The sequence below is a fragment of the Streptomyces sp. NPDC025833 genome (genome assembly GCF_055558055.1).
Genome location: NZ_JBVHNF010000008.1, coordinates 20,400 through 33,461, shown reverse-complemented (window position 1 = coordinate 33,461; position 13,062 = coordinate 20,400). Strand labels below are relative to the sequence as shown.

The following is a 13,062-nucleotide window of genomic DNA, read 5'->3' as shown; positions in this document are numbered from 1 at the left end:
GCGGGGACGCGGGCGGTTCGATCGCGTATGCCCGGGGCGCGGCGCGGATATGCGGTCGTCCGGGGCTCTCGTACGGGCCGTCCGTACCGGACAATGACCCTGTGCTGGAGATGACGCGCGAGGAGTTCGAGGAACTGGTCGCCGAGGCGCTCGACCGGATCCCGCCGGAACTGACACGGTTGATGGACAACGTCGCGGTGTTCGTGGAGGACGAACCGCCCGCCGACGATCCCGAGCTGCTCGGGCTCTACGAGGGGACACCGCTGACCGACCGGGGCGAGTGGTACGCGGGCGTCCTGCCGGACCGGATCACCGTCTACCGGGGGCCGACGCTGCGGATGTGCGAGAGCCGCGAGGACGTGATCGCGGAGACCGAGGTGACCGTGGTGCACGAGGTCGCCCACCACTTCGGCATCGACGACGCCCGGCTGCACGCCCTCGGCTACGGGTGAGCGCGGGGGCGCGCACGGCCGGGTGAGGCGGGGCGCCGGGCGGTGCGCCGGAGCCGCCGGGACCGCGGTGCCGGGCGCGCCGGGCGCGTGTCCTCGCGCGGGCGGCGGGAGTTGGGGAGGTTGACTCCTTCCCCGTCCCCGGAGGTGGCCGCCGTGCGCCGCTTGTACGTACCCGTCCGTCTCGCCGTCACGGCCCTGGCCGTCACCGCCGCCGCCGGCTGCGTGAACGTGGGTGACGACCCGGGCGGGGGCCGCCCCACCCACTCCGCGGGCCGGCACGGGGGCGAGGTGCCCGGCGGCGGCCCGGCCCCGGGCGCGGGCGGCCACGCCGGCGAGAGCGTGCCGAACGACGGCAAGCGCGGGGCCGGCGGCAAGGCCGGGCGGGGAAGCCCGGCCCCGGCGTCGGCCACCCCGTCGGGCACGGGCGGCACGTCCGTCCCGGCGCGCGAGCCGGGGGAGCCCGGGGTGCCGCGGGAACCGGGGGAGACCGGCCCGCCCGAGGAGCCGGCGCCGTCCAGGCTGCCGCCGACGCTCCCGGCCAGCTCCGCCCCGCCCGAGCCGCCGGCCACCACGGAACCGCCGCCCGCCCCCGAGCCGCCGCCGGCCGAGCCGTCCTCGTCGGCGCACGAGGAGACGGGACCGCAACTGGTGCAGCGGGAGCCGGCGCCCGCGGCGGGGCTGGCGGCGTGAGCGTCCAGGGTCCGGCGGCGTGTCCCCACGGGGCCGGGGACGGGGCGGACGGACGCGCGCGGGGGGCGGTCGGGCGTGCGCGGGGCGGTACCGCGTGCGCGGGGTGCGATGGGCGGACGGGCGGCCGGGAGCGCGTGCCCCGGCGCGCGGGTGCCGACCGTCACCCGCGAGCGGTGCGGCCGGCCGGGGGAGGCGGGCGGCGCGGTCCGGGCCGGGCGGCGGGGCGGGGCCACGGTGACGTGCGTCTCCGTGGATCGGTTTGCCTTCGGGGGTGGGGGGTGCGTATGGTGGTAGATCGTTTGATCCCATTTGCCCGGCGCCACCGCAGAGCGCGCCGTGTGGCGCGTACTCTCCCTTGCCGTGGCGGACCGCATTGAGGCGGTCGTGAGCGAATCACGGAGTTGACGGGCGCGTGCCGAAGAGACTCCGGAAGGTTTCGCATTCGCATGTCCGTGTCCAGTACTGATCAGTTCGTCGTGTCCGAGAACGAGAACGAGCTCGTCGACGTGACGTCCGAGGTCACCGAGGCCCCCGAGGCCGCTGACACCACCCCCCAGACCACCCCGACCCCTGAGATCACCTTCGCCGACCTCGGCCTCCCCGAGGGCGTGGTGCGCAAGCTCGCGCAGAACGGTGTGACCACCCCCTTCCCGATCCAGGCCGCGACCATCCCGGACGCCCTGCTCGGCAAGGACATCCTCGGCCGCGGCCGCACCGGCTCCGGCAAGACCCTTTCCTTCGGTCTGCCGACCCTGGCCACCCTGGCCGGCGGCCGCACCGAGAAGAAGCGGCCCCGCGCCGTCATCCTCACCCCGACCCGCGAGCTGGCCATGCAGGTCGCGGACGCCCTCCAGCCGTACGGCGACGTCCTCGGCCTGAAGATGAAGGTCGTCTGCGGCGGTACGTCGATGGGCAACCAGATCTACGCCCTGGAGCGCGGCGTCGACGTCCTCGTCGCCACCCCGGGCCGGCTGCGCGACATCATCAACCGCGGCGCCTGCTCCCTGGAGGACGTGCGCATCGCCGTCCTGGACGAGGCCGACCAGATGTCCGACCTGGGCTTCCTGCCCGAGGTCACCGAGCTGCTCGACCAGGTCCCGGCCGGCGGCCAGCGGATGCTGTTCTCCGCCACGATGGAGAACGAGATCCAGACCCTCGTCGACCGCTACCTGACCGACTCCGTCTCCCACGAGGTGGACGCGGCCCAGGGCGCCGTCACGACGATGTCCCACCACATCCTCATCGTGAAGCCCAAGGACAAGGCGCCGGTCACCGCCGCGATCGCCTCCCGCAAGGGCCGCACGATCATCTTCGTCCGCACCCAGCTCGGTGCCGACCGCGTCGCCGAGCAGCTGCGCGAGGCCGGCGTGAAGGCCGACGCGCTGCACGGCGGCATGACCCAGGGCGCCCGTACCCGCACCCTGGCCGACTTCAAGGACGGCTACGTCAACGTCCTGGTCGCCACCGACGTCGCCGCCCGCGGCATCCACGTCGACGGCATCGACCTGGTCCTGAACGTGGACCCGGCCGGCGACCACAAGGACTACCTGCACCGCGCGGGCCGTACCGCCCGCGCCGGCCGCACCGGCACCGTGGTCTCCCTCTCCCTGCCGCACCAGCGCCGCCAGATCTTCCGCCTCATGGAGGACGCCGGCGTCGACGCGGCCCGCCACATCATCCAGGGCGGGGCCGCCTTCGACCCGGAGGTCGCCGAGATCACCGGCGCCCGCTCCATGACCGAGGTCCAGTCCGAGTCCGCGGGCAACGCCGCCCAGCAGGCCGAGCGCGAGGTCGTCCAGCTCACCAAGCAGCTGGAGCGCGCCCAGCGCCGCGCCACCGAGCTGCGCGAGGAGGCCGACCGGCTGGTCGCCCGGGTCGCCCGCGAACGCGGCGATGACCCGGAGGCCGCGGTGGCCGAGGCCCAGGCGACGGCCGCCGAGGAGCTGGCCGCGGTGGAGGAGCCGGCGGAGCGCGAGACCGAGCGCGAGGAGCGCCCGGCGGCGGCGCCGTTCGAGCGCCGGGAGCGCCGTGACGACCGCGGCGGCCGTGGCTTCGAGCGTCGTGACGACCGCGGTGGCCGCGGGTTCGAGCGTCGTGACGACCGCCGGGACGACCGAGGTGGTCGTTCCTTCGAGCGCCGCGACGACCGGGGCGGCCGGGGCTTCGAGCGCCGTGACGACCGCGGCGAGCGCCGTCCGTTCGACCGTGACCGCTCCTTCGAGCGTCGTGACGACCGTGGTGGCCGTTCCTTCGAACGTCGTGACGACCGCCGCGACGACCGTGGCGGCCGGGGCTTCGACCGTCGTGACGACCGTGGTGGCCGTTCCTTCGAGCGCCGCGACGACCGCCGCGACGACCGTGGCGGCCGGGGCTTCGAGCGCCGCGACGACCGCGGTGGCTTCCGCCGCGAGGAGCGGGGCGGTTTCCGCCGCGACGAGCGGACCGGGCACCGGGGCAGCGACCGTCCGTTCAACCGCGACCGCCGCGACGACCGCCCGGGCTTCCGCACCGGCGGCCACGACCGCCCCTCCGGCCGTCGTGACGACCACCGCGGCACCGGCACCGGTTCCTTCGGCCGCCGCGACGACAAGCCCCGCTGGAAGCGCAACGGCTGACACCGGGTGAGCTGAGGAAGGGCCCGTACGACTCCGGTCGTACGGGCCCTTCCGTGTGAGTGACGCATGTCACGCCTTCGCTCAGGGAATTGCTGGGGGCATGACAGACGACGCGAGAGTGGGCGGACAGCGGGGAACGTCCGGGACGTCGGACGAGGAACGGCTGGCCCAGCTCGGCTACACCCAGGTCCTCGCCCGCCGCATGTCGGCGTTCTCCAACTACGCCGTCTCCTTCACGATCATCTCGGTCCTCTCCGGCTGCCTGACGCTCTACCTGTTCGGCATGACCACCGGCGGCCCCGCGGTGATCACCTGGGGCTGGGTGGCGGTGGGGCTGATGACCCTCTTCGTGGGCCTGTCGATGGCCGAGATCTGCTCGGCGTACCCCACCTCGGCCGGCCTGTACTTCTGGGCGCACCGGCTGGCGCCCCCGCGCTCGGCGGCGGCCTGGGCGTGGTTCACGGGCTGGTTCAACGTGCTGGGCCAGGTGGCGGTGACCGCGGGCATCGACTTCGGCGCGGCCTCCTTCCTGGGCGCCTACCTGAACCTCCAGTTCGGCTTCCGGGTGACGCCGGGCCGCACGGTGGCCCTGTTCGCGGCGATCCTCGTCCTGCACGGCCTGCTGAACACCTTCGGCGTGCGGATCGTCGCGTTCCTGAACAGCGTGAGCGTGTGGTGGCACGTGCTGGGCGTGGCGGTGATCGTCGGCGCCCTGACGCTGGTGCCGGACCGGCACCGGCCGGCCTCCTTCGTCTTCACCGAGTTCGTCAACCGGACGGGCTGGGGCAGCGGCCCGTACGTGGTCCTCCTCGGCCTGCTGATGGCCCAGTACACCTTCACCGGCTACGACGCCTCGGCCCACATGACCGAGGAGACCCGGGACGCGTCCACGGCGGGCCCGAAGGGCATCGTCCGCTCGATCTGGACGTCCTGGATCGCCGGATGCGTGCTGCTCCTCGGCTTCACCTTCGCCATCCAGTCGTACGACCGGGAACTGGCCTCCCCGACCGGCGCGCCGCCCGCCCAGATCCTCCTGGACGCGCTCGGCGCGACGACCGGGAAGCTCCTCCTGCTGGTGGTGATCGGCGCCCAGCTGTTCTGCGGCATGGCCTCCGTCACCGCCAACAGCCGCATGATCTACGCCTTCTCGCGGGACGGGGCGCTGCCCTTCTCCCGCGTCTGGCACACGGTCAGCCCGCGCACCCGCACCCCCGTGGCGGCGGTCTGGCTGGCCGCGCTCGGCGCCCTGGCCCTCGGCCTGCCCTACCTGATCAACACGACGGCCTACGCGGCGGTGACGTCGATCGCGGTCATCGGGCTCTACATCGCCTACGTCATCCCGACCTTCCTGCGGGTCCGCAAGGGCGCCGGGTTCGAGCGCGGTCCCTGGCACCTGGGCCGCTGGTCGGGCGCGATCGGGGTCGTCTCGGTGGCGTGGGTGGTGGTGATCACGGTGCTCTTCATGCTCCCGCAGGTCTCCCCGGTCACCTGGGAGACCTTCAACTACGCCCCGGTCGCCGTCCTGGTCGTGCTCGGCTCCGCGGCGGCCTGGTGGCTGGCGTCGGCCCGCCACTGGTTCCTCGCCCGCACGCCCGCCACGGCTCCCACACCGGCCGAAAAGTGACCATCGTCCCCCTCCGGACCGTTCCGACGCGGCCGCGTCACCGATACCCGATCGGCGACGCGGCCGCGTCCGGCTATGCTCGGACAGGCAACATCGCCCGGGCCCTTAGCTCAATTGGCAGAGCAGTGGACTTTTAATCCATTGGTTGTGGGTTCGAGTCCCACAGGGCCTACGGTTCGCAGGCGGGCGGCAAGCCCTCCGACCTGCGGCGCGGCGCCCGCTCCGGCCTCGGCCGGGGCGGGCGCCGCCGCATTCCGCGGGCCCGCGGCGTCCGTCGGCCCTCCCGCTCGCGATCACCGCCGTCACCGGCGTGCCCTCTTCCGGTTCCGGAGGAAGGCGGGGGCGCGGCCGAGGAGTTCGCGCTCCGGGCGGACGTCCCCCTCCGGTGGCTGCCGAGGCGTCAGTCCGCCCGGTAGGCGCGCAGGAAGGCGGCCACCGCGGAGGTGATCAGGCGGTCCGTCTCCGCCGCCGACAGGGGCATGACGCCGTAGTGGGTCGACTGGACGATCTGGTGCGAGATCAGGGCCGAGAAGTGGTCCGCGGCCAGCGCCGCGTCGCCGTGCAGGTTCAGCAGCCCGGCCTCCTCCAGGCGGGTCATCGCGCCGGTCAGGGCCCGCTCGACGGGTACCGGGCCCGTCTCGCGCCAGGCCTGGAGGACCTCGGGCGGCACGTGGTCGGCCTCCGCGTGGATGTGGCGGACCAGCGCGAAATGGTTCGCGTAGTCGGTCATCAGCCGGGTGAAGGCGCGTGCCAGGGAGACCAGGTCGCGTTCCAGGTCGGCGGGAGCGGGTGGGCGCTCCGGGTCCAGTACGGCGTGCAGGCGGTCCAGTTGGGCGTCCCGGACCTGGCCCGACGTCCAGCCGACGACCGTCTGGAAGAGCTGGGCCTTGCCCCCGGGGAAGTGGTTGTAGAGCGTGCGCGTGGAGACGCCGGCCGCGGCGGCGAGCGCGTCGACCGAGGCGCGCGCGTAGCCCTCCCGGCCGAAGACCGTGCACGCCGCGCTCGCGATGGCGATCTGCTTCTGCAGCTTGCGCGGTGGTACCTCGGCCCGCGCCCGTTCCAGCCGGGACTTGTTCGTCTCGCCCACGTCCGCCTCCTTCGTGACCAGGCAACCCTAGCCGAGTTACAACGGCCGTTGTAATTTCTACAACGATCGTTGTACTTTGCTGGAGCGGGGACCGCCGGACGCGGTCCACCCGCCGTCGCGCCGTTCACGAGCGCGCCACGGCACCCGCGAAGACCACCGCGAGGCTCACCGGAGCCTCGCGACAGAGGGGGAAGCCCGTGTCCGTCACCGACGCCATCACCGGATCCGCCACCGGTTCCCGCATCGCCGGGGACCCTCCGCTCCGCGTCGCCGTCATCGTCGCCAGCGTGCGCGAGGGGCGCCGGGGGCGGGCCGTCGCCGACTGGTTCCTCACCACCGCCGCGGCCGGCGACCCGGGCCTGGAGTTCGACGTCGTCGACCTCGCCGAAGTGGACCTGCCGCTGGTCATGCCGGGCTGGGGCGGCGCACCCGGGCCCGGCGCGACCGCCGCGCTGCGGGAGGTCTCGCCGCGGCTCGCCGCCGCCGACGCGTTCGTCGTCGTCACGCCCGAGTACAACCACAGCTTCCCGGCGGCCCTGAAGAACCTCCTCGACTGGCACCTGCGCGAGTGGCAGGCCAAGCCGGTCGGATTCGTGTCCTACGGCGGCCTCGGCGGCGGACTGCGCGCGGTCGAGCAGCTCCGGCTGGTCCTCGCCGAGCTGCACGCCGTGACCGTGCGCGACTCGGTGAGCCTGCACGGCCCCTGGTCCGGCCTCGGCGAGGACGGCGTCCCGCGCGACGCCGAGATCTGCGCCGGCGCCGCCAAGGGCATGCTCGGCCAGCTCGCCTGGTGGGCGCGGACGCTGCGGACCGCGCGCACCGAGCGCCCCTACGCGGGCTGAGGCGGCCGGCGATGAGCACCCTCCGTCCTCCCGGCACCGTCCGGCCCGGCTCCCCGGCCGGGACCGCCGGCGCCGCCGGCCCGGCCGCCCTGCGCCGCGTCGCCGCCGTCGTGGTCCTCGGCACGATCATGTCCGTGCTCGACATGACGATCGTCAACGTCGCGCTGCGCCGCCTCTCGGAGACCTTCGGCGCCCCGCTGGAGACCATCCAGTGGGCCGCGACCGCCTACACGCTGGCGCTCGCCGCGGTCGTCCCGGCCGCGGGCTGGGCGATGGGCCGGATCGGCGCCAAGCGCACCTACGTGGTCGCGCTCGCCCTGTTCACGCTGGGCTCCCTGCTCGCCGCCTGCGCCTGGGACGCGGGCAGCCTGATCGCGTTCCGGACCGTGCAGGGGCTGGGCGGCGGGCTGCTGCAACCGGTCGGCATGGCGATGGGCATGCGGGTCGCGGACCGGGCCCGCATGGGGCGGGCGACGGCCCTGCTGGGGCTGCCCGTCCTGATCGGCCCGGTCGCCGGTCCGGTGCTCGGCGGCTGGCTCGTCGACACCGCGTCCTGGCACTGGATCTTCCTGATCAACCTGCCCGTCGGGGCCCTGGCGCTGCTCCTCGCGGTCCGCCTGCTGCCGGCGGACGCCCCCGCAGCGGGCGGCGCCGCCCCGCCCCGGCTGGACGTCCCCGGCCTGCTGATGCTCTCGCCCGGCCTGGCCCTGCTGCTCTACGGCCTGTCCCGGGGCGGTGAGCACGGCGACCTCGCGGCACCCGGCGCGCTGGTACCGGCGCTCGCCGGGGCCCTCCTCGTCGCGGCCTTCGTCCGGCGGGCGCTCACCGTCCGCGCCCCGCTGCTGGACCTGCGCCTGCTGCGGGACCGCACCTTCGCCGCCGGGGTCGCCACGCTGGCCCCCTTCACCTGCGGCTACTTCGGGTCGATGCTGCTGGGCCCGCTGTACTGGCAGCAGGAGCGGGGCCTGGGCGCGACGGCCGCGGGGCTGCTCGGCGCGCCGGTCGGGCTCGTGGTCGGTGCGACCATGCAGATCGCGGCGCGGCGCGTCGACCGGGTCGCGCCGCGCCGGCTGGTCGCGGCCGGGTGCGCGGTCGGCGCCCTCGGCATGGGCCTGCTGGCCTGGCAGACCGGCACGGAGGGGGTCGCGTCCTGGCGGATCGTCGCCGCGGGCATGGTGCTGGGCGTGGGCGCCGGTACGACGCTGATGCCCGCGATGACCGCCGCCTCCCGGGGCCTGCCGGCGGACCGGCTGCCGGGGGCGAGCACCGCGCTGAGCATCAACGCCCAGCTCGCCGCGTCCACCGGCACGGCCCTGCTGTCGGTGGTGCTGGGCGCGGCCGGGCCGGGCCCGCACGGTTTCCGGCTCGCCTACGCCGTGGCGGCCGCGCTGCTCGCCCTCGGCGTCCTCCCGGCGCTCCGGCTCCCGGCCCACCGGCCGGGCTGAGACGCACCGCCCGGGCCGAGGCCGGGCCGCGCTAGCCCGCCGTCACGCCGGTCAGGTCCGTCAGGTCGGCCAGCGGCAGTGTGTGCCGGGTGTGGAGCACCTTGGCGCGCAGGTAGCGGACGTTGTGCGCCGTGGTGAAGACCCCGGTCGGCACCTGCTCCCGTACGGCCACCCCCAGCGCGCGCAACTGCCCGGCCTTGTCGGGGTTGTTGGACAGCAGGTCCAGCTCCGTGATGCCGAGGGCGGCGAGCATCTGCGCGGCGGCGGTGTAGTCGCGGGCGTCCTCCGGGAGCCCCAGGGCGGTGTTCGCCTCGTAGGTGTCGAGCCCCTCGTCCTGGAGGGCGTAGGCGTCGAGCTTGTTGTACAGGCCGATGCCCCGGCCCTCCTGGCGGAGGTAGAGCAGCACCCCGCCGCGGCCGGCGACGAGCTCGACCGCCTCGCGCAGCTGCGGGCCGCAGTCGCAGCGGGCCGAGCCGAGGACGTCACCGGTCAGGCACTCGGAGTGCAGGCGCACCAGCGGGACCGGCCCGGGGTCGCCGAGGACGACGGCGAGGTGCTCGCGGCCGTCGGCGAGGCCGTGGAAGGTGACGAGTTCGGCGTCGGCGCGGTAACCGTCGGCGAAGCGCAGCGGTACCCGGACGCGGGCGCGCGGGGTGGCGGCGGGGATGTCGGGCATGCGGGTCTCCGGGTTCCGTGCGGAGGAGAGGTGCTTAAGATTTGAAGCACAACCGGAGCGTGACCCTATCCCATGCTTCAAAGTTGAATCAACAGTTCGTCCGGGGCTCATCCGGCCGCCTGGCCGGGGCAGGGGGCCGACCGCCGCCGCCACGGCACGTCCTCGGCGGCGGGGGCGTCCCCGTCGCCCTGCAGCCCGCGCGCGATCCCCGCGAAGATCTCCTCCAACTGCTCCACCTGCTGCGGGGTGATCCGGTCGAACAGCAGGGCGCGCACCGTCTCGACGTGCCCCGGTGCCGTACGCTCCAGAACCGCCGTGCCCGCGTCGGTCAGCACCGCGAGCGAGCCGCGCCTGTCCCGGTCGCAGTTCTCCCGGCGCACCAGGCCGTCCCGCTCCAGCCGGGTCACCGCGTACGTCAGCCGGCTGCGCGTGATCTTCAGCGTCTCGGCCAGGTCGGTCATGCGCAGCCGCCGGCCGGGCGCGTCGGAGAGGTTGGCCAGCACCGAGTAGAACAGGTGCGGCATGCCGCCCTCCTGCTGGAGCTGCCGGTCGATCGCGTCCTCCAGGAGGCGGGAGGCGGCGATGTAGGCGCGCCAGGCGCGCTGCTCCTCGGGGCTGAGCCAGCGGGTCGTCATGCGGCCAGTGTAGGTTTGTTTCAAACTTGAACCAAGCCGGTCACACCGCCCGGTGATCCACCCTTTCCGCCGCCGGCCCCCCGCCGGCCGACCGCTCCCGCGGCCGGCCGCCTCCGGAAGAGAGAGTGCCGATGCCCCTGCCGTACGTGCTGCTGTCCGCCGCCGTCTCCCTCGACGGCTACCTGGACGACACCGGCCCCGAACGGCTCCTGCTGTCCGGCCCGGCCGACTTCGACCGCGTCGACGCGGAGCGGGCCCTCGCCGACGCCGTCCTCGTCGGCGCCGGCACGATCCGTGCCGACGACCCCCGGCTGCTGGTGAACTCCGCCGAGCGGCGCGCTGCCCGGCGCGCGGAGGGCCGGCCGGAGTACCCGCTGAAGGTCGCCGTCACCGGCTCCGGCGACCTCGATCCGGACGCCCGCTTCTGGCACACCGGCGGCGAGAAGGCCGTCTACACGACCGACGGGGGTGCGGAGCGGGCCGCCCGCCGCCTCGGGCACGCCGCCGACGTCGTCCCCCTCGGCCCCGCCCTGGACTGGCGCGCCCTGCTGGAGCACCTGCACGACGTGCGCGGGGTCGGGCGGCTGATGGTCGAGGGCGGCGGCACGGTCCACACCCAGCTCCTGCGGCAGGGGCTCGCCGACGAGCTCCAACTGGTCCTCGCCCCGCTGTTCGTCGGCGACCCCGCGGCGCCCCGGCTGTTCGGGCCGGGCGGCTACCAGGGCGGACGGCTGCGGCTGCTCGACACCCGGCGGATCGAGGACGTCGTCCTGGTCCGCTACGCGCCCACCGCCCCCGGCACGGGCACGGTCCCCGTCGCCGCCGACCGCCACTGGCTGCGCACCGCGTGCCGCCTCGCGGCGCTCTGCCCGCCTTCGGGGACGGCGTTCAGCGTGGGCGCGGTCGTGGTCGCCGCGGACGGCACGGAGCTGGCCCGCGGCCACTCGCGCGAGGGCGGCGACCCCGTGGTGCACGCCGAGGAGGCGGCCCTCGCGAAGATCGACGCGGCGGACCCGCGGCTGGCCGGTGCCACGGTCTACAGCAGTCTCGAACCCTGTGCCCGCCGTGCCTCCCGCCCCGCCCCCTGCGCCGAGCTGATCCTGCGGGCCGGGGTGCGCCGGGTGGTCACCGCCTGGCGCGAACCCGACACGTTCGTGGCCGGCGCCGACGGCACGGGACTCCTGACCGCCGCCGGGGTCCGGGTCGTCGTCCTGCCCGAACTGGAGGCCCTCGCCAAGGCGCCCAACGCCCACCTGCCGGACTGAACGCGAAAACACCCGGGGCCCGGAATCCAATGGATTCCGGGCCCCGGGCCTTCAGTAGCGGGGACAGGATTTGAACCTGCGACCTCTGGGTTATGAGCCCAGCGAGCTACCGAGCTGCTCCACCCCGCGTCGTTGTGTGACCAGCATACGTCATCCGCGGGGCGCTCCGCACATCGGTTTCCCCGGCCCCCGAGAACCGTGACTTTGGGTGACCAGTCGAGCGCCGTACGCATCACCGCTGAGTCACCATCAAAACCGTCGGTGACTACTGAACGCTTCCATGCCGCGGTCAACTCGCCCTTTTTGGCGGAGTAGTGGGTGATGGATCCGTCGCGGAAAACGTCGATGATCAAGCCGGACGGGCTTGGAAAGTCACTGGCGGGTCTATTAACGTTCGATAACGCAGCGCGGTCGTCCCAGCCGTCACCCGAGACGGCTCCGTGCGCATGCGCCTAATCCCGCAAGGGAGCCGGGGAACCACTACTTTGGGGTGAATCACGCGGATACGGCCGTGAACTCGCGGAGTCCACGACCGGTATACGCGCGTAGGAGACCTTCCTGCTCCGAACCCGTCAGCTAACCCGGTAGGCGGAGGAAGGAAAGGAGTACGCCCGCGTGGCGTCCAACCGGCCTGTTCCCGAAGCCCCGTTCACCCCGGCCCAGCGCGAGCCCGACACCTTCGGCTACGGCGCCTACCGCGCCGAGGAGGGGCCCTGGGAGGAATGGAATCCCACCGAGGACTCCGTCACCCCGGTCCGCGGCCGGCACCGCGTCGCCAAGCAGCGCGGCGGCTTCGCGCGCAGCTCCACCGTCCTCGGCGTCGGCGTGATCGCCGCGGTCGGCGCGGGCGGCATGGCGAGCGCCAACACCGGCAAGCCGCCGGTCTCCCTCACCCTGCCCGACCTGCCCTCCGTCGGCTCGCTCCTCGGTGACGAGGCCGAGCAGGCCCCCGAGGCCGTGGCCACCACGCTCAGCACCGTCGCCGTGGACTCCGCCGCCGACGACGCGCGGTCCGGCGACGCCGGCGAGACCCTGCGCAACCGGATCATGGCCCAGGCCGAGCAGCAGCAGGGCCAGGCCGAGAGCAGGGCCACCGCCGCCGCGTTCGCCGCCGCCCGCAAGCAGAGCGCCGACGCGGCCGCCGAAGCGGAGCGGGCCGCCGCCGTCCAGGCCGCCGCCGCGAAGGAGAAGGCGGAGGCCGCCGCCGAGAAGGCCGAGGCCGAGGCGAAGCGGAAGGCGGCGGCGGCGGCCGAGGCGAAGCGGCTGGCGGAGCTGGCCAAGCAGTACGCGCTGCCGACCTCCGCCTACACGCTCACCTCGACGTTCGGCCAGGCCGGTTCGATGTGGTCCTCCGGCCACCACACCGGCCTCGACTTCGCCGCCCCCACGGGCACCCTGATCAAGGCCGTCCACGGCGGCACGATCACCGAGGCGGGCTGGGCCGGGGCCTACGGCTACCGGACGATCCTCACCCTGGACGACGGCACCGAGGTGTGGTTCTGCCACCAGTCCTCGATCAACGTCTCCGCCGGCCAGCGGGTCGCCACCGGCGAGGTCATCGGCCGCGTCGGCGCCACCGGCAACGTCACCGGCCCCCACCTGCACCTGGAGGTCCACCCGGGCGGCCAGCCCTCCGGCATCGACCCGATGGCGTGGCTGCGCGACAAGGGCCTCAACCCCTGATCCGCCTCCTCGGCGAACCCGGCGCCGGCGACGGGATGCGATCGTCCC

General features: G+C 74.4%; 11 protein-coding genes, 2 tRNA genes and 1 riboswitch. Of the genes, 9 read left to right on the top strand and 4 right to left on the bottom strand.

Annotated elements, in window-relative coordinates:
• Positions 1 to 101: 101 nt before the first annotated feature.
• The 5 genes from ACZ4K2_RS15395 to ACZ4K2_RS15375 all read left to right on the top strand — a co-directional run bounded on the left by ACZ4K2_RS15395 (position 102) and on the right by ACZ4K2_RS15375 (position 5,553).
• Positions 102 to 452, top strand: a complete 351-nt coding sequence (locus ACZ4K2_RS15395) for a metallopeptidase family protein (protein WP_467468748.1) — start codon at positions 102 to 104, stop codon at positions 450 to 452.
• 153 nt (positions 453 to 605) lie between these two features.
• Positions 606 to 1,142 carry a hypothetical protein gene (locus ACZ4K2_RS15390; protein WP_467468750.1) on the top strand — a complete coding sequence of 179 codons (537 nt, stop codon included), beginning with the start codon at positions 606 to 608 and terminating at the stop codon, positions 1,140 to 1,142.
• A 446-nt stretch (positions 1,143 to 1,588) separates the two neighbouring features.
• A complete protein-coding gene (locus ACZ4K2_RS15385; RefSeq protein ID WP_467468752.1) occupies positions 1,589 to 3,757 on the top strand; it encodes a DEAD/DEAH box helicase in 2,169 nt (722 codons plus the stop codon).
• Positions 3,758 to 3,857: 100 nt separating this feature from the next.
• Positions 3,858 to 5,381: an amino acid permease gene (locus tag ACZ4K2_RS15380; RefSeq protein WP_467468754.1), complete on the top strand. Its 1,524-nt coding sequence runs from the start codon at positions 3,858 to 3,860 to the stop codon at positions 5,379 to 5,381.
• A gap of 99 nt (positions 5,382 to 5,480) precedes the next feature.
• A tRNA-Lys gene (locus ACZ4K2_RS15375) sits at positions 5,481 to 5,553 on the top strand.
• A 228-nt stretch (positions 5,554 to 5,781) separates the two neighbouring features.
• Here ACZ4K2_RS15375 and ACZ4K2_RS15370 read toward each other — a convergent pair.
• Positions 5,782 to 6,468, bottom strand: a complete 687-nt coding sequence (locus ACZ4K2_RS15370; RefSeq protein WP_467468756.1) for a TetR/AcrR family transcriptional regulator — start codon at positions 6,466 to 6,468, stop codon at positions 5,782 to 5,784.
• Between the two features lie 197 nt (positions 6,469 to 6,665).
• Between ACZ4K2_RS15370 and ACZ4K2_RS15365 the strand changes: the two genes are divergently transcribed.
• Both ACZ4K2_RS15365 and ACZ4K2_RS15360 read left to right on the top strand, forming a co-directional pair.
• On the top strand, positions 6,666 to 7,310 hold the full coding sequence (locus tag ACZ4K2_RS15365; protein WP_467468758.1) for an NADPH-dependent FMN reductase: 645 nt from the start codon (positions 6,666 to 6,668) through the stop codon (positions 7,308 to 7,310).
• Positions 7,311 to 7,321: 11 nt separating this feature from the next.
• The gene (locus ACZ4K2_RS15360) at positions 7,322 to 8,755 is read left to right on the top strand and encodes a DHA2 family efflux MFS transporter permease subunit (protein ID WP_467468760.1); all 1,434 of its coding nucleotides are present in this window, start codon (positions 7,322 to 7,324) and stop codon (positions 8,753 to 8,755) included.
• A 31-nt stretch (positions 8,756 to 8,786) separates the two neighbouring features.
• Here ACZ4K2_RS15360 and ACZ4K2_RS15355 read toward each other — a convergent pair whose 3' ends face one another.
• Together ACZ4K2_RS15355 and ACZ4K2_RS15350 are read right to left on the bottom strand one after the other, a co-directional pair.
• A complete protein-coding gene (locus tag ACZ4K2_RS15355) occupies positions 8,787 to 9,431 on the bottom strand; it encodes a GTP cyclohydrolase II (RefSeq protein ID WP_467468762.1) in 645 nt (214 codons plus the stop codon).
• Positions 9,432 to 9,538: 107 nt separating this feature from the next.
• A complete protein-coding gene (locus ACZ4K2_RS15350) occupies positions 9,539 to 10,066 on the bottom strand; it encodes a MarR family winged helix-turn-helix transcriptional regulator (RefSeq protein ID WP_467468764.1) in 528 nt (175 codons plus the stop codon).
• Between the two features lie 131 nt (positions 10,067 to 10,197).
• Here ACZ4K2_RS15350 and ACZ4K2_RS15345 point away from each other — a divergent pair, with 131 nt between their 5' ends.
• Positions 10,198 to 11,331 (top strand): dihydrofolate reductase family protein, encoded by a 1,134-nt coding sequence (locus tag ACZ4K2_RS15345; protein WP_467468766.1) that lies wholly within the window; start codon positions 10,198 to 10,200, stop codon positions 11,329 to 11,331.
• 55 nt (positions 11,332 to 11,386) lie between these two features.
• Here ACZ4K2_RS15345 and ACZ4K2_RS15340 read toward each other — a convergent pair.
• Positions 11,387 to 11,460, bottom strand: a tRNA-Met gene (locus ACZ4K2_RS15340).
• Positions 11,461 to 11,770: 310 nt separating this feature from the next.
• A riboswitch (cyclic di-AMP (ydaO/yuaA leader) is annotated at positions 11,771 to 11,937 on the top strand.
• Between the two features lie 9 nt (positions 11,938 to 11,946).
• Between ACZ4K2_RS15340 and ACZ4K2_RS15335 the strand changes: the two genes are divergently transcribed.
• Complete coding sequence (locus ACZ4K2_RS15335; protein ID WP_467468768.1) at positions 11,947 to 13,014, top strand: M23 family metallopeptidase; 1,068 nt, start codon at positions 11,947 to 11,949, stop codon at positions 13,012 to 13,014.
• The last annotated feature ends 48 nt before the right edge of the window (positions 13,015 to 13,062 follow it).